We start from the raw sequence: 24,436 nt of genomic DNA on the forward strand, positions 1-24,436 counted from the left end.
TGAAATGTATAAATTAGTTAGAAGATTGAATTTTTTCGATTGCAAAATCGAGAGCAAAGGAGTAACCCTTTGCACCTAAGCCACAAATAACACCAATGGCTTTGTCTGATAAATATGAGTGATGACGGAATGATTCACGGGCGTGAACATTTGACAAATGAACCTCAATAAATGGAATCGCAACGCCAAGAAGGGCATCGCGTAGAGCAACTGAAGTATGAGTCAAGGCTGCAGGGTTAATAATGATAAATTTAACCCCTTCAGTTTTTGCTTGATGAATGCGATCGACAATCGCACCTTCCCAGTTGCTTTGAAATGTATCTAGTGTAAATGATGCTTGCTGAGCTTGAGTGGTGAGTTGCTGGTTAATATCATCTAAGGTGAGATAACCATAAACCTCTGGTTCGCGTTTTCCTAGCAAGTTCAAATTCGGTCCGTGAATTACCAAAATGGTTGAGCTCATTCAGCCTGCTCCAGTTCTAAATCTGCAAATGTTTTTTGCAAGATGTCTGCAAAGTTTGCTTATTATGGCACAAAATTCTGCATTTTTTCTTATAATTTCTTTTAATGGATGAAGAAAATTGCATACCAAGCATGCTGCATATAATGAAAACTTTGCAAGGAAATGGCAATGTTAAAATATGACAAATTTCAGGCTTATTTATTTTTCACTATTTTAAACTGAATTACCTTATTTCGTTCATGTAATTTGTGTAACTCGAAAGTCATGTAATTCATTGATTTGCTTTTTTGAAACTTATATTGAGTTCTAATTAGTTCATGTGTTTATTTCAAGCTATGAATATTTTTTTATTCTAAACTTTTGAAAAATATTTGTTTTAATTCTAATGGATTTTTTAAAATTAGTATAAACATACTTCTAAAGAGAGCAGTGGATGAAGCGTCGTGATACTGAATTATAAAAATATGCTAGTTTAGATTGATAATAAGCATTAGCTTCAATTTGACATTCGGTTCAAGCTCGTGGGTAGGGGGTTGATTAAATCGACGAAAGTGGCTTATTGGCAAAAAAGATGAATTGTGAAGTTTTGTATGGCTGCTAATGACATGAAAATGTCCGAAAAAGATAAATTGAATATAGATAATAGTATAGCTATTACATAAGAGATCGCTCTCGATTGGCAGAATCTCTTATGGGTCTTTTCAAAGCTGTCTTTTCACAAGACAGCTTTTTTTATCACGAGTTCTCTTATTTTGATGCTGCTAAATAAGTATCTAATAGTAGAAAACTTTGTGCTTTATTTTCGTAATCTATAGAACCTACAGGCAAATTGTTCCATTTTTGCATTTGCTGAAATAACCATTCAAAATCTGTACTTTTAGGTATAGCGCTACTTTTAACGAAGTTCCGAATTATATCTTGGATCGTATAGTATTTTTCAACATGAATGCTTGGCGAACATTCAAACTGGATGACATCAAAATCAATTAAAAGTTGCCAGGCAGGTTCAAAATCTTCTAATACACCTAACTCTTGTTGAGCCTGCAAGATTGCGCGAGTTAAGGCAATTAATGTATTTGGATGCTGTTGAGCCCACTCTTGGGTTACAGCTAGAACTTTATCTGCAACATTTGGAATGATGTCTTGACTCGAACCGACAATTTGCCCTAATCCCGCCAATTCTGCCTGAGTATTCCATGGCTCGCCAACACAAAAACCATCAATTAAATGGTTATTTAGCGCTTCTACCATATATGGAGGTGGTAAAGTTTTGAGTTGTATTGAATGTGCAAGATCAAGATCTGCTAATGCTAGCCATTCTCTTAAGCAATAATGATGGATGGAATGCTGGAAAACATGTCCTAAAGAGACCACGTGATTTTTTTTCATGTGTTCTACTAATTTTTTAGCTGATAGCTCTACAGCATCATATTTCTTTATATCTAACTGATAACACAGTTTTTGACTTAAACTTATGAAAGCTCGATTTTCACTGAGAACGACCGGTGTTTGTAATGGAATACCGATTTGATCAGCACCTATTGCGGCTGCAGGTAACATGGCAGATAAGCAATGTGCAGCATCTAAAAGACCAAAAGCCAGTCGATCACGTAGGCTTGCCCAAGAAGCTTCTTTGGTTAAGGTAACATTTAGACCTACTGCTTCAAACAAACCACGCTGTTTTGCCCATAATAGCGCAATACAATCGAGCAAAGGGATGTAGCCAAGTTGCAATTCACTTTTTTCTAAACTGCTCATTTATTCATCCTTTAATTGATTGTTCAAAAGCTGTTGTGCATCGAGTAAGCGACGTGACATTTCACCAATGGTCATACGATGGCTCATGGCATTTTTTCTAAGCAGTTGAAATGCTTTGTCTTCGGTTAATCCGTGTAATTGCATGAGTAAGACTTTAGCTTTCTCAACATCCTTACGATCTGCTAGTTTGGTCTTTGCATCTTTTAGATCACATTCAAGTTTTTTATGCTTTTTATATTGCTCAATCGAAATATCCAGAATGGTATGTAAACGACTTGGATCGATACCATCAACGATATAGGCGGTAATCCCTGCATCAATCGCCTGTTTAATCATATCTCGGTCAGTGTTCTTGGTGAATAATACCGTTGGCAAGTCAAAATTGCTTACGCAACTCTCAATTACATCACGATGAGGGTGATCCATATCAAGCAAAATAACATCTGCTTGAAGATGTTCTAATTTAAAAACATTGAGGTGATCTAAAGTCAAACTAGCAACGACATCAAAGTCATGTTGAATTAAACATGTTTTAATGTATTCAGCTCGAGCCTGATCATCATCTATGAGTGCGATTTTGAGTTTCGGCATAAATATAAAGTCAGATTCTAAGTCAATGCACATTTAGCATAATGCGCTTTAAGTATTTTTTTGAAGCAAAATTAATGCCATGAGGAATGATCTATTCAGTGCAGGCATTACTTTAGCCTCGATTCTGTGCGCTTTATTGTATCGTTGCAGCTAAGGGAAACAAATAAAAAATGGATATGATCTTTGTTAAAAATAATTAATGTTCATTGTTGGTGCATAAAAAGAATTATTTTGAAGCATGTTTAATTGTGCTTTAAAACAGTTCATTGATGTATTCGGCATTTATTCAATCAATTAAAAGATATTTAAAACGCTATTTATTTTATAAAAAATCATTATTAAACAATAGTTAATGTTATTTTTAATTTTTAATTTATTAATTGGCATAACATTTGCATTTTCTTTATTGAGTCAATGAAGACTTTTTTAAAAATTGTAAGACGGCCAACGATGTCCGATCTGATCGGTTTGTTTACACAGCGATATGTGTCAACAAAGCAGTATACGTTCAGTATAGGAGATGGCAATGTCTTTAGATTTATCGGCGAAAAAAGCCACATCAATTAAGTTATTTAACTTCTCAGCGCCAGCGATGCGAGCATTCCACATGAGTTGGCTTGCTTTCTTTGTTTGCTTCTTTGCTTGGTTTGCCTGCGCACCATTGATGCCTGTCATTGCAGGTGAGTTTCATTTAACCAAAGATCAAATCGCAAATATTAACATTGCCGCAGTTGCCATCACGATTCTGGTTCGACTGATTGTAGGGCCATTGTGCGACAAATACGGTCCACGTAAGACGTATACCACTTTGTTGCTATTAGGAAGTATTCCTGTATTTGGTGTTGCATCAGCAAATAGTTATGAATCGTTCCTTTTCTTTCGATTACTGATTGGCGCAATAGGTGCAAGTTTTGTAATTACTCAATATCACACTAGCATTATGTTTGCTCCTAACGTTGTAGGTACAGCAAATGCAACCTCAGCAGGTTGGGGAAATGCAGGAGGTGGAGCAACGCAAGCCCTTATGCCGCTACTTCTATCTGCATTGGTGATGTTTGGTGTAGAGCAAGCGATGGGGTGGAGAATTGCACTGATTGTACCTGGTGTAATGATGGTGATTGTTGGTCTTCTTTATTGGAAATTCACACAAGATTGTCCGCAAGGTGATTTTAAAGAATTGCGTGCACAAGGTTTTGCTGCGGGTAGTGATAAAAAAGGCGGTATTGCAATTTTAATGCATGCTGCACGTAACTACCGTGTTTGGATTCTATTCTGCTCTTACGCTGCATGTTTTGGTATCGAAATCTTCATGCATAACATCATTGCGATGTACTACGTCGAGCACTTCAGTTTTGGATTAAAAGAAGCTGGTTTAGCAGCAGGTATCTTTGGTTTGCTTGCATTATTTGCCCGTGCATTGGGTGGGATTCTTTCAGACAAAGTTGCACTCAAAAAAGGTTTAGACGGTCGTACTAAAGTGCTATTTGCTTTAATTCTTGGCGAAGGGCTTTTCTTAATGTTGTTCTCACAAATGAATGGTCCTGTGTTCGCAATTTTAGTAATGACTGTGTTCGCATTATTTACTCATATGGCGTGTGGTGCAACCTATGCATTGGTTCCTTTTATCGATCGAGAAGCACTTGGTGGGGTTGCGGGCATTATTGGTGCAGGTGGAAATGTAGGTGCAGTTGCAGCGGGATTCTTACTGAAAGGCATGGTTGATATCCAAACTTGCTTAATGGTTCTAGGTGGTTTAGTTGTCATCGCAGCAAGCTCAGTAATGCTCATCCGATTTTCAGTAGAGCATAAAGAAAAAGAACAACGCTTATTTGAACAAGCAATTTTAGAACGCGGCTCAGAACAAAACAGCGCAGCTTAATCTCAGATTAGATTTTAGGAGAAACACAATGAAATTAGTGATGATTGGTCACGGTATGGTGGGTCATAAATTCATCGAAGCCATCTTAGAGAAAGCTGATGATGAATTAGAAATTACGATTCTTGCTGAAGAACCACGCATTGCATATGATCGTGTACATTTAACTGAATATTTTTCAGGAAAATCAGCAAAAGACTTATCACTTGCACGTTTTGATTTCGCAGATGCACATGGTATTGACTTACGCTTGAATACCAAAGCAATTGCAATCGATGCTGTAGAAAAAACAGTGACAACAAGTTTTGGTGATGTGATTAGCTACGACAAATTGGTATTGGCAACAGGCTCATATGCATTTGTTCCACCAATTTCAGGCAATGACCGTGAGAACTGTTTTGTTTATCGAACCATTGAAGATTTAGATGCGATTCGTGCTGCAAGCTTAAAGTCAAAGTCAGGTGTAGTGATTGGTGGTGGTTTATTAGGCTTAGAGGCTGCAAAAGCTTTACGTGATTTAAACCTAGAAACGCACGTTGTTGAATTTGCACCACGCTTAATGGCGGTTCAAATTGATGACTTAGGCGGTAAAGTTTTACGCCGTAAAATCGAAAATCTGGGTGTAAAAGTTCATACTCAAAAAGCAACTTCATCTATTGAAGCGGGAGAAAGCGCAACGCATGTGATGAAGTTTGCGGATGGTAGCGAGCTTGAAACAGACATTATTCTATTCTCAGCAGGTATTCGCCCACGTGATGAACTTGCACGCAGCAGCGGGTTGGCACTTGGTGAGCGTGGGGGTATCAAGATTAATGATTATTGCCAAACTTCAAATGAAGATATTTATGCGATTGGTGAATGTGCGCTTTGGGACAATAAGATCTATGGTCTAGTTGCACCGGGCTATGACATGGCACGTATTGCAGCAAAACATATTCTAGTTGAAGAAACACATAGCTTTGCTGGTGCTGATATGAGTACCAAGCTGAAGTTGATGGGTGTGGATGTTGCATCGGTTGGTGACGCACATGGCATGACACCGAATTCGCTTAGCTATTTCTATGCTGATGAAGATGCATTGGTTTATAAGAAAATCGTTGTCGATGCAGATAAAACCAAATTACTGGGTGCAGTACTGGTTGGTGATGCAAAAGAATATAACGATCTTTTACAAATGATGTTAAATGGTATCGCATTGCCAGAAACACCTGAAAGTTTAATCATGCCAGGATTTGCTGACTCAGGTGCGAAGGCTGGTGGAAGTGGTGTTGATTTACTGCCTGATAGCGCAACCATCTGTTCATGTAATAACGTGTCAAAAGCAGATATTTGCCAAGCGATCTGTGATGGTTCTACTTCATTAGGTGCTTTAAAGAAATGTACCAAAGCAGCAACGGCTTGTGGCGGTTGTGCACCATTAGTCACTCAAGTTTTAAAGTCTGAGTTACAACGTCAAGGTGTAACGGTCAATAACCATGTCTGTGAACACTTCCCATACTCACGTCAAGAGATCTATCACTTGGTACGTGTCAATGAAATCAAAACATTTGATGATTTGATTCAACAACATGGTCATGGTTTAGGTTGTGATATCTGTAAACCAATGACAGCAAACATTTTAGCATCGTGCTGGAATGACTTCGTATTGGAACCAACGCACGCTGGTCTACAAGACAGTAATGACTACTATCTAGGAAATATCCAAAAAGATGGTTCATACTCGGTTGTTCCACGTATGGCAGGTGGTGAAGTTACTCCAGATGGTTTGATTGCTGTAGGTCAAATTGCTAAAAAATATAATCTGTATACAAAAATTACAGGTGGTCAACGTGTTGACTTATTTGGTGCTCAACTGCACGAGCTACCATTTATTTGGGAAGAGTTGAATGCAGCAGGCTTCGAGTCAGGGCATGCTTACGGTAAATCATTACGTACAGTGAAATCATGTGTGGGTAGCACTTGGTGCCGCTACGGTGTGGATGATTCTGTTGGTTTAGCAATCGAATTAGAAAACCGCTACAAAGGCTTACGCTCACCGCATAAACTCAAAATGGCTGTGTCGGGTTGTACGCGTGAGTGTGCTGAAGCACAAGGTAAAGATGTTGGTGTGATTGCGACAGAAAAAGGCTGGAATCTCTATGTATGTGGTAATGGCGGAATGAAGCCACGCCATGCAGAGCTTTTAGCTTCTGATCTTGATACCGAAACGTTGATTCGTTACATCGACCGCTTCTTTATGTTCTATATCCAAACCGCTGATCGTTTACAACGTACCAGTGTATGGCGTGACAATATGGAAGGTGGTTTAGATTATCTCAAAGCTGTGATTGTTGATGATTCGCTTGGTCTTGCAGAAGAACTTGAAAACCGCATGGCGCATGTCATTGGAACATATCAAGACGAATGGCGTACTGCGGTAGAGAATCCTGAGATTCGTAAACGCTTCCAAACTTACATTAACGCAAGCGCTGAAGAGCAAGCTGATCCATATATTCAATTTACTGAAGTGCGTGATCAGATCCGTCCATTAAATGAAGCTGAACGTTCAGTTGATCGTATCCCGATGGTAGAAGCATAAGGAGAATCAAAATGACAAATCTAAAAGACATGAATATGCTTCCAGAAAATCAATGGATTGATGTGTGTCATCTTGATGACATCACGCCAAATACAGGTGTAGGTGCACTTATTGCGGGTCAATCCGTTGCTTTATTCCGCGTAGGGAACGAAAAACGTATTTACGCATTAAGTAATCAAGATCCGTTTAGCCAAGCAAATGTAATGGCGCGCGGTATTATTGGTGATTTGCAAGGTGAGCGTGTTATTGCCTCACCGATTTACAAACAACACTTCAGTTTAGCAACAGGTCGATGCCTAGAAGATAAAGATAAAAAGCTTTCTGTTTTTCCAACCAAAATCGAAAATGGTCGAGTTTGGGTAGGTACTGTTCCGCAAAAAACTTATATTACCAATAATGGTGTTTCTCAAGAAAAACTGAAGCTCGTTTTGATCGGTAATGGTTTGGCTGGAATGCGCTGTCTAGAGGATTTACTCGACATGGCACCTGATCGTTATGATGTAACGGTGATTGGTGAAGAGCCTTGGGGTAACTATAACCGTATCATGCTTTCACCCGTGCTTTCTGGTGAGAAAACGATCGAAGATATTATGTTGCATCCACATGCATGGTACAGCGATAAGGGCATCAAATTTATTGCTGACGATCCTGCTATAAAAATCGATCGTACTCGTAAAGTAGTGCATACACAAAAAGGCGAAAGTGTCGATTACGATCGTTTGATCATTGCAACAGGTTCATCTCCATTTATCCCACCTGTACAAGGCGTTGATTTGAAAGGTGTAATCAGTTTCCGTGATATTTATGATGTCAATACCATGATTAAATATTGCGAAACGAAGAAAAATGCTGTGGTGATTGGTGGTGGTCTGCTTGGCTTAGAAGCAGCTTACGGTCTCAAGCAACGTGGCATGAATGTTACTGTTCTTCATTTGATGGATCGCATTATGGAGCGTCAGCTTGATGGACGTGCGAGTCGTATGCTACGTCATAGCATTGAAGAAAAAGGCATCAAGATTATCACTGAGGCAAATACTGAAGCATTGATTGGTAAAGATGGTCATGTTAACCAAGTACGTCTGAAAGATGGAACAGTGTTGGATGCTGATCTTGTCGTATTTGCTGTAGGTATTCGTCCAAATATTGCTTTGGCGCAAAGTGCTGGATTACGTTGTAACCGTGGTATTTTAGTGAATGACACCATGCAAACCTTTGACCCAAGTATTTATGCTGTGGGTGAATGTATTGAACATCGTAACCAAACCTTTGGATTGGTGGAGCCACTTTGGGGGCAAGCATTTATTTGCGCAACCCATTTGGCTGAACATGGTAGCTTAACGTTTAAGTCTCCAACGGTACCAACTCAGCTTAAAGTCAGTGGTGTCGATGTCTTTTCAGCAGGTAATTTTGAGCCTAAAGAAGATTATGAAGACATCATTCTAAATGACGAAAAACGCCATATTTACAAGCGTATTATTATCCAAAAAGATAAAGTGATTGGCGCTGTTTTATTCGGTGATACCGAAGATGGTATGTGGTATGCCGAGTTAATTGCGGATCAAACACCTGTTTCGACATTTAGAAATAAATTGTTATTTGGTAAAGATTTTGCATTGAAAAAAGCAGGTTAATCTTACTTTGGTTTAGGAGAAATTTCTCCTAAACCAAAAACTCAGTCATTTAACTACTTTATGGTAGTCAACCAAAGATTCACAATAAAAGTTAAGGCGTAGATTATAAATTGGCTATTGATCACGGATCATACAATTTTAAGCGATCGAAACTTTAGTTAGGGCAAAGATGGAATAGGTAAAGGAGCAGTCATGAACAGTATTCAAAATTTAGAACACAGTCGCTCCGATCATGCACAAACACTCATTACAAAAACAACTTGTCCATATTGTGGCGTTGGATGTGGTGTTAATGTTGAAGTTCAACATAAAACACAAGGTTCAAATATTAAAGTTGCAGGAGACACAGAACACCCTGCAAATTTTGGACGACTCTGTATTAAAGGGAGCAATTTAGCAGATACCTTAGGGTTGGAAACCCGTGTTTTAAATCCGATGTTGGGACGCAAAAATCACCGTAATGTGACAACATGGGATGTTGCAATTGACAAAATTGCAACTCAATTTCAGGCATGTATTGAGCAATATGGACCCGAAAGTGTGGCATTTTATGTTTCGGGGCAGTTATTAACTGAAGATTATTATGTGGTGAATAAATTCGTAAAGGGTTATTTAGGCACAGCCAATATTGATACCAATTCACGTCTGTGCATGTCTTCAGCAGTTGCCGCGCATAAACGTAGCTTTGGTGAAGATATTGTACCTGCAAGTTATGAAGACTTTGAACATGCTGATATGGTGGTATTGGTTGGTTCAAATACAGCATGGTGTCATCCAGTTTTGTATCAACGGATTATGCAAGCGAAGAGTCAAAATCCTAATTTATTTGTGGTTGTCGTCGATCCACGATTTACGAGCACTTGTGAGCAAGCAGATTTACATTTGCCAATCTTGCCAGGTCAAGATGTCGCTTTGTTTAACGGCTTATTTCAGTATTTATATAAAAATAATTGTGTAGATCATCACTTTGTTGAAAGCTATACCGAAGGTTTGGCCGCACTTTTAGATGCGAGTAAAACAGAAGCCGACTTCAATGCATTGGTGAAGCGCACAGGTATTTCAGAAGAAAAATTACAATTGTTTTTTGATAAATTTGCCACAACTGAAAAAGTAGTGACTCTTTTTTCAATGGGAGTTAATCAATCATCTCAAGGGGTGAATAAAGCCAATAGTATTATCAACTGTCATTTACTGACGGGTAAAATTGGTAAACTGGGTGCTGCTCCATTTTCAATGACTGGACAACCCAATGCGATGGGTGGTCGTGAGGTTGGTGGACTGGCCAATATGTTAGCCGCGCACTTGGATATCGATAATTCATCGCATCAAAATTTGGTGCAAAGTTTTTGGAATAGCCCGACCATTGCGACACAAGCTGGACTTAAAGCAGTTGATTTGTTTAAAGCGGTTGAAAGTGGAAAAATTAAAGCAATCTGGATTATGGCGACCAATCCTGTGGTAAGTCTTCCTGATGCTGATCAAGTGAAACGAGCATTGGATAAATGTGAATTTGTCGTTGTTTCAGATATTTGTTCCGATACCGATACCACGGCTTATGCTGATATTTTGCTACCAGCATTAGGTTGGGGTGAAAAAGATGGAACGGTAACTAACTCAGAACGTCGAATTTCACGTCAACGCGCATTTTTAGCTTCACCAAAACAAGCCAAAGCAGATTGGTGGGCTGTTGCTGAAGTTGCAAAAAAACTTGGTTTTTCTGGTTTTGATTTTAGCAATGCGTGTGACATCTTTAATGAGCATGCTGCATTGTCTGCATATCAAAATGCAAGTTTAGCTGAACGTGATCAGGTAGAAAATTTTCGTTATTTTAATTTAAAAGGTTTAACCAATCTAAGCCTTGAAGAATATAACGAGCTAAAACCAACGCAATGGCCTGTGTGGGAAAAAGGTCAGACGACATCGGTTAAGCAACTTTTTGGTCAAGGCGAGTTTAGTTATGCTTCTCGTAAAGCAAAACTTATTCCAACGATCGCAATCGATCCCGTACACTCAGTTTCTGAAGATTATCCGTTAATTCTGAATACGGGGCGTATTCGGGATCAATGGCATACCATGACACGTACAGGTTTATCAGCAAATTTGACCACACATCGTGCTGAACCATTTTGTGAGATTCATCCAAACGATGCGCTTAAATTTGGTATTCGCGATAAAGGATTGGTCGAGATTCGTTCGGTATGGGGAAGTTGTGTATTACGCGTGACATTGGCTCAAGGTGTTCGTCGTGGACAAATCTTTGCGCCGATTCATTGGACAGAACAAGTTGCCTCAGATGCTCGGATTGGTAAAGTAGTTAACCCTGTTGTAGATGCAATTTCAGGTGAACCTGAGTTTAAGCATACGCCAGTATCAATACAGCCTTTCCATACAACTTGGCAGGGTGTTTTATATGTTCGAGAAGGGTTCGAACATCAAATTAAACCATCTTTACAGACTTGTGCTTGGTGGACAAAAATCAAAACTGCAAAAGCAATGCGTTATGAGCTTGCCGATCGACACAGTATTGATCAAACTCAAAAAAACTTAAAAACCTTTTTGCCTTTTGTCGATGAAACATATGAATGGTTAAGTATTGAGGATATTTCATCGCAACTCAGTCATAGTATTGTACTCAAAGATGGAATTTTAATCGCAAGTCTTTATATTGCACCTGCTGAGTTATTACCAGATCGTGATTGGGTTGCAAGTTTATTTAAACGTGAGCGATTAAGTGCCTTGCATCGTAAAGCGTTATTGGCTGGTATGCCAATGTCAGCGGCGAATAATGATGGGCCATTGGTGTGTAGTTGCTTCAAAGTAGGAAAAAACAAGATTATTGAAGCGATCAAAACGCAAAATATCACGCATGAAAAGCAAGTCACGGCATGTTTAAAAGCGGGCGGTAACTGTGGTTCATGTTTACCAGAAATTCGTGGTTTGATTAAGACTTGTCAGTTGGAGGCAGAAGCATGACTATGCAAATTCCCGCTACAGATCTCGTGATCTTGGCGGGAGGACAAGCACGCCGTATGAATGGCATGAATAAATTACTTCAACAATTTGATGATCAAATTCAACTATCTAAAATTTGTCAGAAATTTAAATCAGAAGTGCAAAGCATTTGGGTAAACAGTCATCGAGATAGTTCGATTTACAAGCAGATTGAACCGAATATCTATTGTTATTCAGATGATCAAACAGGTTTTTTAGGTCCATTAATGGGGATGAAAAGTGCGTGGTCCCATCTGCAATCGGACTATGCTTTGTTTATTCCGTGCGATGTTACGTATATACCCAATCAAGTTTTAATTAAGTTGCATCGCGCACTACAAAAAAATCCACAAGCACTAGTGGCTTATGTTGCAATTAATGGTGATGCTTTATATCCATTTTGTTTGTTAAAAAGAGACAGTTTGCCTGTGCTAGAACAACAAATCCTAGCAGGTAAGTTGAGCCTACGTGAATGTTTTAAACAGCTAAATTCTCAGCAAGTTATTTTGCAAAAGCAAAGTCTGTTTTGTCATAGCATCAATTCGCTAGATGAATTGCAGCAGTACCAGCAGATGAAATTTTTTAAACAATTGTTTATTTAAAATTTTAGCTTTAAGTTAATCGCACCAAAATATTTCAAAAAATACAAAATTGCTTTTAATTGGTGCGAATGGTTTTCGGTTGTATATTGAAATTTATAACAGTTGTGTGTTGTGAAGCGATAAATTGTTTTGTTAGATAAATAAATGCTCTCAAGGTGGATTAGAGTAAAATATTGGAATAAATATTGCTTAAGTAGAGCAGTATGCTGCACATATACAAGCCGCGTCGCACATAACTTGTGCTTAAGTGTTCAGCAAATTCACAATATGAGTGCAAAAGATGAAGCATGATAGCCCTGAAACGACTTTACCGATCTTGCAAGATCAGTACGGTCGTATTAAGCGTAAGTTACGGATTTCCGTGACAGATCGTTGCAATTTCAAATGCACCTATTGTATGCCTGAACATCCAGAATGGATGAAAAAACAAGATTTACTCAGTTTTGAAGCGTTGCTGCTATTTTGCCAATATATGGTGAAGCAAGGGATTGAAAATATTCGCATTACTGGGGGAGAACCTTTAATGCGTCAGGGTGTTGTTCATTTTATTCGAGATTTACAGAGTTTACGAGTATTGGGTTTAAAACGAATCTCGATCACTACCAATGCACATTATTTAGCTAAATATGCGGAACCCCTAAAACAAGCTGGATTAGATGATCTTAATATCAGCCTAGATAGTTTAGACCCAGATCAATTCAAGCAACTGACTAAAAAAGAACTCACACCCGTATTAAATGGGATAGAGGCGGCAAAAAAAGCGGGGCTTGCTTTCAAAATCAATTGTGTGTTGATGAAAGGTCAGAATGATGATCAGATTCTGCCAATGGTAAAGTGGGCGAAGCAACACAGTATTCCATTACGTTTTATTGAATTTATGCCTCTAGATGGCGATCAGCATTGGACAGATCAGTCAGTTGTGAGTGAAGCTGAAATTTTAGCGCAACTTCAGCCTTTTTATCAGATTCAAGTTTTGCAACAGCAGCATGAGCCCGCACGTCAGTATCAGTTAGATGGGCAATATTGTATTGGTATTATTTCTACGATAACTCATTCATTTTGCAGTGATTGTGATCGAATTCGATTAACAGCACAAGGTGAATTATATAATTGTTTATTTGCACAACAGGGTCTGAATATAAAGCCGTATTTACAAGCTGTGATTAAACAGAAACAACTAGCTCAAGATATCAATTATCAAGAGCTTGATCAGCAAATTAAACCTTATATTTGGCACAAAGCGAAAGGTTATCATGCGATAAAACACCAACAAGTACGCAAAATTAGTATGCATATGTTAGGTGGTTAGTTTGGAAAAAAGTGGTCTGGAGAGAATATGCAAACCATTGACATAAAAATAGAAGCTTTTGGTGCTATTGAACGGTTATTGCCAAAAGAGCTTGCATTTGAGTTTGCAGAAAATCAAACGGTTGAAGAAGTGCTAAGTCATATTGTAATGCTTTACCCAGAAGCAACAAAAGCGATGGATAAATGTGCGTGTGCGATAGGTGAAGATATTGTGCTACGCCAAACAGCATTAAATACTTCATGTACTTTGGTATTGTTATCACCTGTTGCAGGAGGATGAAATGCGCGAATTTTCAAGAGTTCAAGATCAGGCTCTAAGCTTAGACAGTTTTGATCCTATACAATCATTTCCTGAATGTGGTGGTATTGATATTTTTATTGGAACTGTACGTAATCATCATGAAGGTAAAGCAGTTAAAGCATTAAAATATACTTCGTACACGCCTGTTGCTGAAAAGATGATTCGTGAAATCGAACAGCAAATCAAAGAGAAGCATCAGGTTTCTTATGTGCGTGTGATGCATCGAATTGGTTATTTAGATGTCAGTGAAACAGCAATTATTGCAATTGCGTATGCTGCTCACCGCCATGAAGCATTTCAAGCCTGTGAAGAAGCCGTTGAACGTGTAAAACACGAAGTACCAATTTGGAAAGAAGAGTTCTTTATGGATGGCACAAGTCAATATGTAGAAGGTTGCTGTATTCGTAAAGATATGGTGGAAACTGATGCTCATGTCCATAAACATGAGCATCACCACCGTCAAGAACATGAAAATTGTGCGCATGAGCATACACACGAATAAAGCGTTAGGAAGTAAAAATGAAAAATGTTGGGATGAAACCCGAAAGTTATCGTGTTGCAGAAGCACAAGCGATTTTATACGCCCCACCGCATTGCATTCAGCTATTGCGTGATGGAAATACTGAAAAAGGCGATGCTTTAAAAACAGCTCGTATTGCAGGAATCTTGGCGGCAAAACGGACTGATGAATTGATTCCTCTTTGCCATCCTTTACCGATTTATCGTGCTGATGTTGAATACGATTTACAACATGATCACGTTGTGATTCTGACGACTGTAGAAACCATTGGGCCTACAGGGGTTGAGATGGAAGCCTTGACTGCTGCGAGTTTGGCAGGATTAACCATTTATGACATGTTGAAGCCGCATTGTGAACCTGATGAATTATGTTTAGACCAATGTAAATTGCTTAAGAAAAAAGGAGGTAAGTCACATTTTAAACGGACTCTGCGTCAACCTGTTTCAGCGGCAGTGATTGTGCTTTCTGATACTGTTGCAGCAGGACGTAAACCTGATACCGCTGGCAAGTCCGTGGTTGAGACTTTAACCGAAGCAGGTTTTGATCCGATTCATTATCAAATTTTGCCCGATGAATCTGAGCAGTTAAAAGATTTAGTTTTAGAGCTAACCAAATCTTATGCATGTATCATGACAGTTGGTGGTACAGGCATTGGCAAGCGAGATATTACCGTTGATACATTGGAACCGTTATTGGAAAGAAAGCTGGACGGTTTGATGGAGGCAGCACGTTCTTTTGGCCAAAAACGTAGCCCTTATGCAGCTATGTCTCGTGGTGTAGCAGGCTTTATTGATCGTTCATTGGTGGTGACTTTGCCAGGTAGTCGTGGTGGTGCGAGTGAATCAATGGCAGCTATTCTGCCAGCGCTGGTTCATATTTTTGATGTTTGCCGAGATTTACCACATCCGGGAGGATATGAATAATGTCTGGATGTGGTGCTGAAAAGGGTTTAATCAGTATTGATGAGGCACTTGAACTCATTCGAACCCAGCCCAAAACATTGACGACTGAGGTCTTGGCTTTAGCTCAAGGTTTGAATCGTTATCTCGCTAAAGCAATCTATTCCGAGGTCAATCTACCTAGCTTTTCTCAAAGTGCGGTAGATGGTTATGCGATTAATAGCTCACTTACACAGCTTCAAGATGTTTGTTTTGATGTAATCGGTGAGATTAAAGCGGGTAGTGAACTCGAATATCAATTGCTTGATGGGCAAGCCATTCGTATTTTTACAGGTGGTAAAATTCCTGAAGGCACCACACATGTTGCGCGACAAGAAATTGTTAAAGTTGAGTCGGAGACGATTCGACTGATTGAACAGCTTAAACCACAGGCTGATATTCGATTTACAGGCGAAGAAGTACAACAAGGTCAACAGCTTGCGGACGTTGGTCAGAATATCAATATCGGTGCACTTGCTGCTTTAAGTATGGCAGGTGTGCAAACTGTCGAGGTATTTCAACAGCCTAAGGTTGCTGTGGTTATTACTGGTGATGAGGTTGCTGAGCACCCTGAAGATTTACACGTTGGTAAAGTTTTTGATGCCAATGGGCCGTTACTGAAGGCTTGGTTCAAAGCTTATGGTATCGATGTCGAGATTCTACATATTGCAGATGCTGCTGAACAAGTCACAGCATGTTTCGAGCGATTAAAATCTTTATATGACGTCATTATTACCACGGGTGGTGTCTCTGTAGGGGATTATGACTTCGTTCGTCCATGTGCTTTTGAGACTGGATTTGAACAGATCTTTTGGAAAGTTAAACAAAAACCGGGTAAGCCATTATTTTTTGCAAAATATGAAGATCCTGACCATCATTGCTACTTATTAGGTTTACCGGGTAATCCAGCGGCTGTTTATGTGTGTATGCAGATTTATGGCAACGCTTTATTAGATACTTTGCAAAATCAACGTGAGCCTATGCAATGGTTTAGTGGAGTACTCACCCATGGACTGAAATCTGATGCACGTGAGCGATTTTTAAGAATGCATGCTTATTTTGATCAGGGAAAGCTCAAGTTACAAAGCCTTGCGAAACAACAATCACATATGTTGAGTAATTTAATGCAGGCCAATTGTTTAGTGCGTATTCCTGCAAATATTCAGTTAGATGCTGGACAAGAACTTTCAGGTGTTTTTATTCATAGCTAAGTTGTCGAATGAATTTAGATGAAATGATCTGTTTTTTTGACATTTAACTGAGTGCCAATATTGCATCTGATTGATCAGGTGGTTTAGTGTATATTTTATAGTGTTTAGTTTCTAAACGTGACGGTTCAAGGCATCGATGAGATGTCTTCAAAGTTCTAAAAAATGATCAGGTGATAATAATGAAATGGGAAGAAATTGGCGATCAGCCATGTTCAGTTGCGAGAACGCTTTCTGTACTCGGTGATCGTTGGACAATGCTAATTTTACGTAACGCTTTCATGGGAATACGTCGTTTTGATGACTTCCAGCGTAGTCTGGGAGTTACACGTCATGTCCTTTCAGAACGGTTAAAGCGTCTGGTCGAGCATGGAATTTTAACCAAAGTTCCCTATGTGGAACGTCAGGAACGTTTTGAATATCAGCTTACCGATAAAGGTTTGGACTTGTATCCGATTATTCTGGCAATGGTGCAATGGGCCGATAAATGGATGGACATGGGTTTGGGAAAACCGATTGAATTTACTCATAAAACCTGTGGTCATAAATTTAACTCAAAGGTTGTTTGTTCAGAATGTAATGAACCCATTGATGTGAAAGAGGTAAAGGTCGCTGCTGGCCCAGGTTATTTTGCGTTTATGCAACAAAAACAAAATAGCGCCTGATAGATCATTTTCAATGATCTATAAACAATTGGCAGGTTTAGGCACGCCAGCCAAACGGCTTAAATGTCGTGCAACCAACCCTGTATTAAATCTTTGTTGTAATTCAGCATTATTGATTTCAGGACTAACCGTCTTCATCAAAAATTTAATCAGTGGACGAGTTGCTGGGGAATGCCCAAATTGTTGATAGAATTGACGTACGGCGTGGAGAATTTCGAAATGCCACGCGGTCAGTTCTAGATCAAGTGATTGAGCAAGTTGCTGGGCAACTTCAGTATTCCAAATTGTATAATCGACCAAATGACCGTCTTGATCTAACTCTAATTGCATGAAATAGCCTAATTAACTAAAAATAATTTATTTTAAAGAAATACAGCGTTTGAATTGCAGAACTAAATCAGCGAATTCAGCGTATTCTATAATTTTGACCTCAGATTTGATTTCATCTCCAAGTAAGTTTTGCTCATTACTTAAGCAGTAAAGATTTGGATAAAGATCTACAATCTTTTTAGTTAGCAGTAAAAGCCCATCCCCCATGACTACAATCGTATCATGCAGATGTGCCATTTGAGCTAACTCAATCCAGATTTTATCTGTGTTGTAGTAAGGGGATTGAATCAAAAATAAAGTTGAATTTTCCATGTTTCTGAGCTCTACCAATACAAAATATGATCGAAGGATTGAATAAATTCAGGCTGAATCTCAACAAACTCGATTTCTTGATCACTATCTTGCGCAATCGCCAAGTGTTGATTTTTAGTTTCAACTAAAATCGGGGTTAGATCATAGAACTCAAAACTTTCCACCATATTGGCAGCAATTTTAAAGGCTTGAGTGAACTGGTCGAACGCTAATTGATTGTTCAATAAACTCAGTGCAGCATCTTTTAATAATACTTTGACAGAAATACCAAAGGTTGCTAAAACCATAGTTGCAGACACGCTTTCGTTGATCTGCAAACTAGTTAAATTGGATTGCGTTAGGATGACGAGTACAGATTTCACACAATTTACCTTTTAAAAGCAACACTCTATTAATGAACTTAAACTAAAATTGAATTAAACGAGAACAGCTTTGCACAGCATCAGCTAGCTCTCCAAGCCCAACTAGCTCAAAACCTTGCGCTAAGTTGTGTTGTTGAAGTGAATGACGTTGGGCATTGCTTGCATCAGTGATTCCCCGAGCAAGGGCAGCACTGACACAGACAGGGAGTCGAATGCCAAGCTTTTGCCATTCTTGTTTTAGATTGCGTTGATCATCAGGAAACCACTGTAAATCATTCGCAACCTGAACTCCATCTTGGTAAAAGAAGACACGAAAATCTTCGGACTTATTTCCTAATGCTTGAGCTAAACCAAAAGCATGCCAAGCCATAATTGAAGTAGGTGCAGAAGTTATTAACAGTAGTGTACTCATTGAACATTCACTATGGTCACGTAAGCAAAATGATGGACAGATTAAAAAGAAGGTAAGTATACAATGATTTTGGTGACAGGTGGTTTAGGCTTTATCGGTTCACATATTGCTTTGAGTTTATTAGCACGTGGGCAAGAAGTTGTTATTGTTGATAATTTGGCCAATTCGACTTTACAAACCTTGGAGCGCTTAGAATACATCTCAGGAATGTATATTCCATTTGTTAAAGTAGATGTGAGAAATACACCTGCCTTAAATAAAGTATTTGAACAATATTCAATTCATACTGTTATCCATACAGCCAGTTTTAAATCGCTTGAAGAATCTGTTCTAAAGCCACTTGAATACTACAATGATAATGTCAGCAGCATTATGAGCTTATTGAGAGCAATGCAGCGGATGGGTGTTAGAGAGTTAATCAATATTTCTAGTTTGGCCGTATATGGGCAATCTAATCCAAGTGTAGTTGAAGAGACTGAGTTTAATTATCGCTACCCAAATCCATATATTCGATCTCAGCAAATGGTTGAAGATATTATTGCAGATACTTATAAAGTCGATCATGAATGGAAAATTATCAATCTCAGGTTATCCACTATTGTTGGTGCTTTTGAACATGGAGTTTTAGGAGAATACATAACTCAACTCCCTAAAAATATTGTGCCTTTAGCTTTACAAGTTGCAGCGATGCAGCGAGATTGTATCGAATTGCAGAATCAAGCACAGACAGAAGATGGAACGGTTGAAAGAAGCTTTTTACATGTTTTGGATGCTTGTGATGCAGTTTTGATCGCATTAAATTGGTTAAAAACACAAACCAGTTGTTTGGAAGCATTCAACATTGCACATCATCAACTTACATCTATACAAAATTTGATTGATGAAGTTGCGAGAGTCACTCAGACCGAAATTCAAGTGCAACCTGCTGTATATCAAAACCAAGAGTTAGCGCAATTGGGTGCAAATATTGATAAAGCAAAAAAAATATTAAATTGGGTTCCTAAACGTTCTCTATCACAAATGATTGAAGACGAATGGCGTTTTTATCGAAATACCTTAACAGGCAATTAAGATAATGATTCTTATTTACAATTTTAATGGCTTTGTTTAGGATAATTAAGACTTATCAAATATACATCAATATGAAATGAGTCTTCGCTAGCCAAAAGCATCAGTTTGCTTCAGCCCGTGAACATTTTAACCAAATAAAGCAGAGGTTGTTTATGCAAATGCGAATTGAACATGACACTATGGGCGAAGTTGAAGTTCCAAATGACGCCTTATGGGGTGCACAAACGCAACGAAGTTTACAGAACTTTAAAATCGGTCAAGAACGTTTACCGCGTGCCATGATTCGTGCCATGGGTTTGGTGAAAAAAGCAGCTGCAATCACCAATGCCGAGTTAAAACAACTACCTGAAGATTTAAGTCAATATATCGTTGATGCTGCTGAAGAAGTGATTGCTGGTCAATGGGACGCACAATTTCCGCTTGTCGTTTGGCAAACAGGTTCTGGTACGCAAAGTAATATGAATTGTAATGAAGTGATTGCAAACATTGCCAATCAGAAATTAGGACAAGTACTAGGTGCACAAAAACCAGTGCATCCAAATGATCATGTCAATCGTGCACAATCAACCAATGATTCTTTCCCAACTGCAATCCATGTGGCTGCAAGTATTCAAATCAATGAATTACTCATTCCTGCAGTGGAAAAGTTAAAAGCGACTTTAGAGCTGAAATCCAAAGAATTTGATGATATTGTCAAAATTGGTCGTACCCATTTGCAAGATGCGACTCCTTTAACCTTGGGACAAGAGTTCAGTGGTTATGTTTCGCAACTAGAGCATGGTCTAAAACGTTTGCAGCAAGCACTTGCAGGTCTTTATGAGTTGCCTTTAGGGGGAACGGCGGTAGGTACTGGCTTAAACGCACATCCAGATTATGCGGTGAAAGCAGCAGAACAACTGGCTGAACTTACAGGTTTACCATTTGTGACAGCACCGAATAAGTTCGAAGCCTTGGCAGGGCGTGATGCGGCTGTATTTGCTTCAGGTGCGTTAAAAACTTTGGCGGTGAGCTTAAATAAAATTGCCAATGACATTCGCTGGTTGGCAAGTGGCCCACGTTGTGGTTTTGGTGAAATCAGTATTCCTGAGAACGAACCTGGTTCAAGTATTATGCCAGGCAAGGTGAATCCGACCCAAAGTGAAGCCATGACCATGGTGGTGGCTCAAGTGTTGGGCAATGACACTACCATCAATGTGGCGGGTGCTTCTGGTAACTTTGAGTTGAATGTATTTATCCCTGTGATTGCTTATAACTTGTTGCAATCAATTCAGTTATTAGGCGATGCTTGTAATAGTTTTAATGATCATTGTGCGGTAGGTATTGAACCAAATCGTGAGAAAATTGATTATTTCTTGCATAACTCTTTAATGTTAGTCACAGCACTCAATCCAGTGATTGGCTACGAAAATTCTGCCAAAGTTGCCAAAACAGCTTATAAGGAAAACAAAACCTTAAAGCAAGTTGCGGTTGAACTCGGTTTAGTGACTGCTGAGCAATTTGATGAAGTGGTTAGACCTGAAAATATGGTTTCTCCGAATAGTAAGTAAATCGTATTGGTAGTTTAAAAAATCCTTCTTTAACCTAGGGGGATTTTTTTATGAGTAGTTTTTATAAATCGATCTGCGTACAATATGCTTTTGATTTACCTGATTGTTGCTTCATTATGCTCAATATTTATTTGACAGATACCAAAACCAATATCCAGTTTTCTGATCTTCCAAATGAAAATCCTGTTAAGTTTCTGTTGAATTTAAAGAAAATTTTTCCGAGCACCGCTGATTTATTGTTGCCAGTATTACCAGAAGACAATAATTTGGAAAATGTCACATGGGAAGCAACGTCTAAAGATTTCGAAGTATTTAAGAAATTATTGGAAGGTTGGGGTATCATTGAATTGCGTTTAAGCGCCATTACCGCTTATAAAGATAAAAACTTTGCCAACGAGCTAGTTAAAAAAGCGCAAGTTAAACGTAAGCAGATTTCTCAGAAACAAGCACAGCTTTCCTTGATTGCATTGGATTATGTTTTGATGCATGAGATTCATGCACTGATTGATGCTGAATTAGTGATGATTGGTGAAAAATTCTATTTACCAACATTACGAGAACTCTGGAAAGGGCAGTTTTCAGATAAAGTTTTGCAATGTAAATTTTAATTTTCAAAAGCAGACTTCGAGTCTGCTTTTTTATACTTCGATTTATTTTAAATTGCTTAAATCTTAATCTACAAACAATTACAAGAATTTAGTGTCTGTATTTTTAAACGGCATATATATTGCTTATATGGATATAAATATTATTGCGGGAGAGAAGTTCTTCAATGAACTCGCCGAAGGAGCAACGACCCCGGAAACTCTCAGGCAGAAGGACTGTAATAATAGAAATACAATCTGGAGAGCAGTGCTCAACTTGTAGAAACATACGATAATTTTTCTTCTACGATTAACACTCACCGAAGGGGAAGGCTTAATGATTAATTGGTAATCATCTGCCAAAACTCTCAGGTACCATGACAGATGGGGCTAAGCATTATGAAATGTTATGCATTTCAAGGAGTTTGCTATGCCACATGTTGTTGTTATTGGTGCGGGGATTACGGGTGTAACGTCTGCTTATGAATTAATTAAATTGGGTTATGAAGTCACAGTGATTGATCGTCATTTATTTCCAGCCATGGAAACTTCATTTGCCAATGGTGGGCAGTTGTCTGCTTGTAACGCTGAGGTCTGGAATCAGAAGGCAACGGTGTTGAAAGGCATTAAATGGATGAGTAAGAAAGATGCACCTTTATTGCTCAATCCGTCTTTTAGTGTGCATAAGTATCGCTGGCTAGTCGAGTTTTTGACTCACATCAAGGACTATAAAGTAAATACAATTGAAACAGTTCGTTTGGCGTTGTTAGCAAGACAACGATTATTTGAAATTGCAGAAAAAGAGAATATTGCTTTTGATTTAGAAAAGCGTGGTATTTTGCATATGTACCACAGCAAAGAAGACTTTGATGTCGCAAAAAAAGTGAATGATGTTTTAGTGGAAGGTAAACTTGAACGTCATGCAATTACACCTGAAGAAATGAAGGCAATTGAGCCAAATTTAACTGGTGATTATTATGGTGGATATTACACAGCAGGCGATGCAACAGGTGATATTCATAAGTACTCTGTTGGTTTGGCGGAAAGAACGCAAGCGTATGGCGTGAAATATCGCTTTGGTTTGGATGTTGTTGATGTTAAATGTTTGCAAGATAAAGTGATTGTTAGCTGTAAAAAGAGTTCTGAGAATATGAACTCAAAAGCAGATGAGCAGACCATAATGGAAGCAGACTTAATCGTTGTGTGTGGTGGCGTTGGAAGTTACCAATTAGCCGATATGCTTGGTGATACTGTCAATGTCTATCCCGTAAAAGGATATTCAATTACAGTTCAGCTTAAAGATGAGCGAAGTGTAAAAAATGCGCCTTGGGTCAGCTTGCTAGATGAAAGTGCAAAGATTGTAACCTCAAGATTAGGCGTGGATCGTTTCCGTGTAGCTGGTACAGCGGAGTTTAATGGTTACAATCGGGATATTCGAGCAGATCGAATCCAACCTTTGATTAATTGGGTTAACCAAAATTTTGATATTTCAACTGAGCACGCTGTACCATGGGCGGGCTTACGTCCGATGATGCCAAATATGTTGCCTGTGGTGAAACAGGGGAAACATGCGCGAGTATTTTACAATACTGGGCATGGGCATTTAGGCTGGACTTTATCTGCCGCAACAGCGCTACTGATTAGCGAGGAAATTGCGCAAAAATTCCCAAGTTAAATATAAAAAGCCGATGTGAAAACATCGGCTTATATTGCATTTATTAATTAATCATACAAACGATATATTCCTGTAAAACGTTCACAACCTTTTTGTTCACTTTTTATAATTAATAAGGCTTTTTGAAAGTCAAATTGGTACTGGCACTTTTTTTCATTATCAATAATGAGATTCTTTTGTTCGGGAGTGGTGTAGGCAAGTAGAGATAAAGTTTGAGTCTCCACACGATTATTGGGATTACGATAAGCAATTCCTTCGATTTTTAACTTATCTTTATCCAGTTGATGAATCTGAATGTGAACAGGTTGTTTGGCTAAATCACCATGTTCAAATTTTAAATAGTGTTGTGTAAGCGTCTGATTCATTGAAGTATAAAAGTTTAAATCATCTAAACGAACATCAAATTGTTGCTGATAACAATTTTTAGATTTGCACTGTTGGATTTGATTAAGCCAAAGTTTTTGTGTGTCATGTAGTAGTTGAATTGGAGCATCAGTCACAAGATAAGCGGTTAAAAACTTATTATTCAGCTTAGTTCGTTGGTCTTGATATTGCTTAGAACAAATTTTTTTTTGCTCAGCATTCTGTGTTGTACAATTAATTGATGCGGCAAATACAAATGATGAGCAAAAACAACTCAATGTGATGATATAACCAGATTTCTTTAATTGATTTATTAAGGTGTTCAGCAGCATAATCACTTATATGTTCAG

At 38.6% G+C, this 24,436-nt stretch carries 23 protein-coding genes and 1 riboswitch; of the genes, 15 read left to right on the forward strand and 8 right to left on the reverse strand.

The features are described 5' to 3' along the window. Positions 1 to 13 precede the first annotated feature (13 nt). The 3 genes from aroQ to ABLB98_RS06735 form a co-directional block, all read right to left on the reverse strand. A complete protein-coding gene (gene aroQ / locus ABLB98_RS06725) occupies positions 14 to 463 on the reverse strand; it encodes a type II 3-dehydroquinate dehydratase (protein WP_348882977.1) in 450 nt (149 codons plus the stop codon). Positions 464 to 1,210: 747 nt separating this feature from the next. Next, the gene (locus tag ABLB98_RS06730; RefSeq protein WP_348882976.1) at positions 1,211 to 2,221 is read right to left on the reverse strand and encodes an ABC transporter substrate-binding protein; all 1,011 of its coding nucleotides are present in this window, start codon (positions 2,219 to 2,221) and stop codon (positions 1,211 to 1,213) included. After that, positions 2,222 to 2,812 carry an ANTAR domain-containing protein gene (locus tag ABLB98_RS06735; protein WP_348882975.1) on the reverse strand — a complete coding sequence of 197 codons (591 nt, stop codon included), beginning with the start codon at positions 2,810 to 2,812 and terminating at the stop codon, positions 2,222 to 2,224. It abuts the gene before it with no gap. Positions 2,813 to 3,332: 520 nt separating this feature from the next. On the opposite strand from ABLB98_RS06735, the gene ABLB98_RS06740 reads away from it, so the two are divergent. The 11 genes from ABLB98_RS06740 (at position 3,333) to ABLB98_RS06790 (ending at position 17,430) form a co-directional block, all read left to right on the forward strand. Continuing rightward, a complete protein-coding gene (locus ABLB98_RS06740) occupies positions 3,333 to 4,691 on the forward strand; it encodes an MFS transporter (RefSeq protein WP_348882974.1) in 1,359 nt (452 codons plus the stop codon). A 28-nt stretch (positions 4,692 to 4,719) separates the two neighbouring features. Then, positions 4,720 to 7,266, forward strand: a complete 2,547-nt coding sequence (gene nirB / locus ABLB98_RS06745; protein ID WP_348882973.1) for a nitrite reductase large subunit NirB — start codon at positions 4,720 to 4,722, stop codon at positions 7,264 to 7,266. Positions 7,267 to 7,277: 11 nt separating this feature from the next. Then, entirely contained in the window at positions 7,278 to 8,897 is a 1,620-nt protein-coding gene (gene nirD, locus ABLB98_RS06750) for a nitrite reductase small subunit NirD (RefSeq protein ID WP_348882972.1), read from the forward strand. A 192-nt stretch (positions 8,898 to 9,089) separates the two neighbouring features. Next, a complete protein-coding gene (locus ABLB98_RS06755) occupies positions 9,090 to 11,870 on the forward strand; it encodes a molybdopterin-dependent oxidoreductase (protein ID WP_348882971.1) in 2,781 nt (926 codons plus the stop codon). Continuing rightward, positions 11,867 to 12,490, forward strand: a complete 624-nt coding sequence (locus ABLB98_RS06760) for a molybdenum cofactor guanylyltransferase (protein WP_249570745.1) — start codon at positions 11,867 to 11,869, stop codon at positions 12,488 to 12,490. The genes ABLB98_RS06755 and ABLB98_RS06760 overlap by 4 nt, the downstream gene beginning before the upstream one ends. A 280-nt stretch (positions 12,491 to 12,770) precedes the next feature. Beyond that, on the forward strand, positions 12,771 to 13,799 hold the full coding sequence (moaA, locus tag ABLB98_RS06765; protein ID WP_249570744.1) for a GTP 3',8-cyclase MoaA: 1,029 nt from the start codon (positions 12,771 to 12,773) through the stop codon (positions 13,797 to 13,799). 27 nt (positions 13,800 to 13,826) lie between these two features. Beyond that, a complete protein-coding gene (locus ABLB98_RS06770) occupies positions 13,827 to 14,078 on the forward strand; it encodes a MoaD/ThiS family protein (protein WP_087536153.1) in 252 nt (83 codons plus the stop codon). A 1-nt stretch (position 14,079) separates the two neighbouring features. Beyond that, positions 14,080 to 14,601, forward strand: coding sequence for a molybdenum cofactor biosynthesis protein MoaE (locus ABLB98_RS06775; protein WP_249570743.1), 522 nt, complete (start codon positions 14,080 to 14,082; stop codon positions 14,599 to 14,601). A 17-nt stretch (positions 14,602 to 14,618) separates the two neighbouring features. Further along, positions 14,619 to 15,542 carry a bifunctional molybdenum cofactor biosynthesis protein MoaC/MoaB gene (gene moaCB / locus ABLB98_RS06780; protein ID WP_348882970.1) on the forward strand — a complete coding sequence of 308 codons (924 nt, stop codon included), beginning with the start codon at positions 14,619 to 14,621 and terminating at the stop codon, positions 15,540 to 15,542. Beyond that, positions 15,542 to 16,768 carry a molybdopterin molybdotransferase MoeA gene (locus tag ABLB98_RS06785; protein ID WP_348882969.1) on the forward strand — a complete coding sequence of 409 codons (1,227 nt, stop codon included), beginning with the start codon at positions 15,542 to 15,544 and terminating at the stop codon, positions 16,766 to 16,768. The genes moaCB and ABLB98_RS06785 overlap by 1 nt, the downstream gene beginning before the upstream one ends. Positions 16,769 to 16,947: 179 nt before the next feature. Continuing rightward, on the forward strand, positions 16,948 to 17,430 hold the full coding sequence (locus ABLB98_RS06790) for a helix-turn-helix domain-containing protein (RefSeq protein WP_348882968.1): 483 nt from the start codon (positions 16,948 to 16,950) through the stop codon (positions 17,428 to 17,430). Between the two features lie 18 nt (positions 17,431 to 17,448). On the opposite strand, the gene ABLB98_RS06795 is transcribed toward ABLB98_RS06790, so the two are convergent. The 4 genes from ABLB98_RS06795 to tusD are packed head-to-tail and all read right to left on the reverse strand — an operon-like array spanning position 17,449 to position 18,846. After that, the gene (locus tag ABLB98_RS06795; protein ID WP_005216019.1) at positions 17,449 to 17,760 is read right to left on the reverse strand and encodes a TusE/DsrC/DsvC family sulfur relay protein; all 312 of its coding nucleotides are present in this window, start codon (positions 17,758 to 17,760) and stop codon (positions 17,449 to 17,451) included. Between the two features lie 27 nt (positions 17,761 to 17,787). After that, on the reverse strand, positions 17,788 to 18,072 hold the full coding sequence (locus ABLB98_RS06800; RefSeq protein ID WP_348882967.1) for a hypothetical protein: 285 nt from the start codon (positions 18,070 to 18,072) through the stop codon (positions 17,788 to 17,790). A gap of 11 nt (positions 18,073 to 18,083) precedes the next feature. Continuing rightward, positions 18,084 to 18,434, reverse strand: coding sequence for a hypothetical protein (locus ABLB98_RS06805; protein WP_348882966.1), 351 nt, complete (start codon positions 18,432 to 18,434; stop codon positions 18,084 to 18,086). A gap of 43 nt (positions 18,435 to 18,477) precedes the next feature. After that, positions 18,478 to 18,846 (reverse strand): sulfurtransferase complex subunit TusD, encoded by a 369-nt coding sequence (gene tusD, locus ABLB98_RS06810; protein WP_005160335.1) that lies wholly within the window; start codon positions 18,844 to 18,846, stop codon positions 18,478 to 18,480. A 63-nt stretch (positions 18,847 to 18,909) separates the two neighbouring features. Between tusD and ABLB98_RS06815 the strand changes: the two genes are divergently transcribed. The 4 genes from ABLB98_RS06815 to ABLB98_RS06830 all read left to right on the forward strand — a co-directional run bounded on the left by ABLB98_RS06815 (position 18,910) and on the right by ABLB98_RS06830 (position 23,723). Further along, positions 18,910 to 19,917, forward strand: a complete 1,008-nt coding sequence (locus tag ABLB98_RS06815; protein WP_348882965.1) for an SDR family NAD(P)-dependent oxidoreductase — start codon at positions 18,910 to 18,912, stop codon at positions 19,915 to 19,917. Between the two features lie 152 nt (positions 19,918 to 20,069). Next, on the forward strand, positions 20,070 to 21,464 hold the full coding sequence (gene fumC, locus ABLB98_RS06820; RefSeq protein WP_348882964.1) for a class II fumarate hydratase: 1,395 nt from the start codon (positions 20,070 to 20,072) through the stop codon (positions 21,462 to 21,464). A gap of 116 nt (positions 21,465 to 21,580) precedes the next feature. Continuing rightward, entirely contained in the window at positions 21,581 to 22,072 is a 492-nt protein-coding gene (locus ABLB98_RS06825; RefSeq protein ID WP_348882996.1) for a hypothetical protein, read from the forward strand. 136 nt (positions 22,073 to 22,208) lie between these two features. Continuing rightward, positions 22,209 to 22,298, forward strand: a riboswitch (glycine riboswitch). 180 nt (positions 22,299 to 22,478) lie between these two features. Continuing rightward, on the forward strand, positions 22,479 to 23,723 hold the full coding sequence (locus tag ABLB98_RS06830) for a D-amino acid dehydrogenase (protein WP_348882963.1): 1,245 nt from the start codon (positions 22,479 to 22,481) through the stop codon (positions 23,721 to 23,723). Between the two features lie 47 nt (positions 23,724 to 23,770). On the opposite strand, the gene ABLB98_RS06835 is transcribed toward ABLB98_RS06830, so the two are convergent. Beyond that, complete coding sequence (locus ABLB98_RS06835) at positions 23,771 to 24,418, reverse strand: hypothetical protein (protein ID WP_005160326.1); 648 nt, start codon at positions 24,416 to 24,418, stop codon at positions 23,771 to 23,773. Positions 24,419 to 24,436: the final 18 nt, after the last annotated feature.

Origin of the sequence: Acinetobacter yuyunsongii, assembly GCF_041021915.1 — a bacterium.
Classification (GTDB): domain Bacteria; phylum Pseudomonadota; class Gammaproteobacteria; order Pseudomonadales; family Moraxellaceae; genus Acinetobacter.

Excerpts from the sequence above, each read along its gene's own strand:
- moaCB (WP_348882970.1), top strand. The coding sequence starts at position 14,619 with ATGAAAAATGTTGGGATGAAACCCGAAAGTTATCGTGTTGCAGAAGCA.
- ABLB98_RS06770 (WP_087536153.1), top strand. The coding sequence starts at position 13,827 with ATGCAAACCATTGACATAAAAATAGAAGCTTTTGGTGCTATTGAACGG.
- tusD (WP_005160335.1), bottom strand. The coding sequence starts at position 18,846 with ATGAGTACACTACTGTTAATAACTTCTGCACCTACTTCAATTATGGCT.
- ABLB98_RS06785 (WP_348882969.1), top strand. The coding sequence starts at position 15,542 with ATGTCTGGATGTGGTGCTGAAAAGGGTTTAATCAGTATTGATGAGGCA.
- moaA (WP_249570744.1), top strand. The coding sequence starts at position 12,771 with ATGAAGCATGATAGCCCTGAAACGACTTTACCGATCTTGCAAGATCAG.
- ABLB98_RS06795 (WP_005216019.1), bottom strand. The coding sequence starts at position 17,760 with ATGCAATTAGAGTTAGATCAAGACGGTCATTTGGTCGATTATACAATT.
- nirB (WP_348882973.1), top strand. The coding sequence starts at position 4,720 with ATGAAATTAGTGATGATTGGTCACGGTATGGTGGGTCATAAATTCATC.
- fumC (WP_348882964.1), top strand. The coding sequence starts at position 20,070 with ATGCAAATGCGAATTGAACATGACACTATGGGCGAAGTTGAAGTTCCA.
- ABLB98_RS06730 (WP_348882976.1), bottom strand. The coding sequence starts at position 2,221 with ATGAGCAGTTTAGAAAAAAGTGAATTGCAACTTGGCTACATCCCTTTG.
- ABLB98_RS06760 (WP_249570745.1), top strand. The coding sequence starts at position 11,867 with ATGACTATGCAAATTCCCGCTACAGATCTCGTGATCTTGGCGGGAGGA.
- ABLB98_RS06825 (WP_348882996.1), top strand. The coding sequence starts at position 21,581 with ATGCTCAATATTTATTTGACAGATACCAAAACCAATATCCAGTTTTCT.
- ABLB98_RS06800 (WP_348882967.1), bottom strand. The coding sequence starts at position 18,072 with ATGGAAAATTCAACTTTATTTTTGATTCAATCCCCTTACTACAACACA.
- aroQ (WP_348882977.1), bottom strand. The coding sequence starts at position 463 with ATGAGCTCAACCATTTTGGTAATTCACGGACCGAATTTGAACTTGCTA.
- ABLB98_RS06790 (WP_348882968.1), top strand. The coding sequence starts at position 16,948 with ATGAAATGGGAAGAAATTGGCGATCAGCCATGTTCAGTTGCGAGAACG.
- ABLB98_RS06775 (WP_249570743.1), top strand. The coding sequence starts at position 14,080 with ATGCGCGAATTTTCAAGAGTTCAAGATCAGGCTCTAAGCTTAGACAGT.
- ABLB98_RS06755 (WP_348882971.1), top strand. The coding sequence starts at position 9,090 with ATGAACAGTATTCAAAATTTAGAACACAGTCGCTCCGATCATGCACAA.
- ABLB98_RS06735 (WP_348882975.1), bottom strand. The coding sequence starts at position 2,812 with ATGCCGAAACTCAAAATCGCACTCATAGATGATGATCAGGCTCGAGCT.
- ABLB98_RS06830 (WP_348882963.1), top strand. The coding sequence starts at position 22,479 with ATGCCACATGTTGTTGTTATTGGTGCGGGGATTACGGGTGTAACGTCT.
- ABLB98_RS06815 (WP_348882965.1), top strand. The coding sequence starts at position 18,910 with ATGATTTTGGTGACAGGTGGTTTAGGCTTTATCGGTTCACATATTGCT.
- ABLB98_RS06740 (WP_348882974.1), top strand. The coding sequence starts at position 3,333 with ATGGCAATGTCTTTAGATTTATCGGCGAAAAAAGCCACATCAATTAAG.
- ABLB98_RS06835 (WP_005160326.1), bottom strand. The coding sequence starts at position 24,418 with ATGCTGCTGAACACCTTAATAAATCAATTAAAGAAATCTGGTTATATC.
- nirD (WP_348882972.1), top strand. The coding sequence starts at position 7,278 with ATGACAAATCTAAAAGACATGAATATGCTTCCAGAAAATCAATGGATT.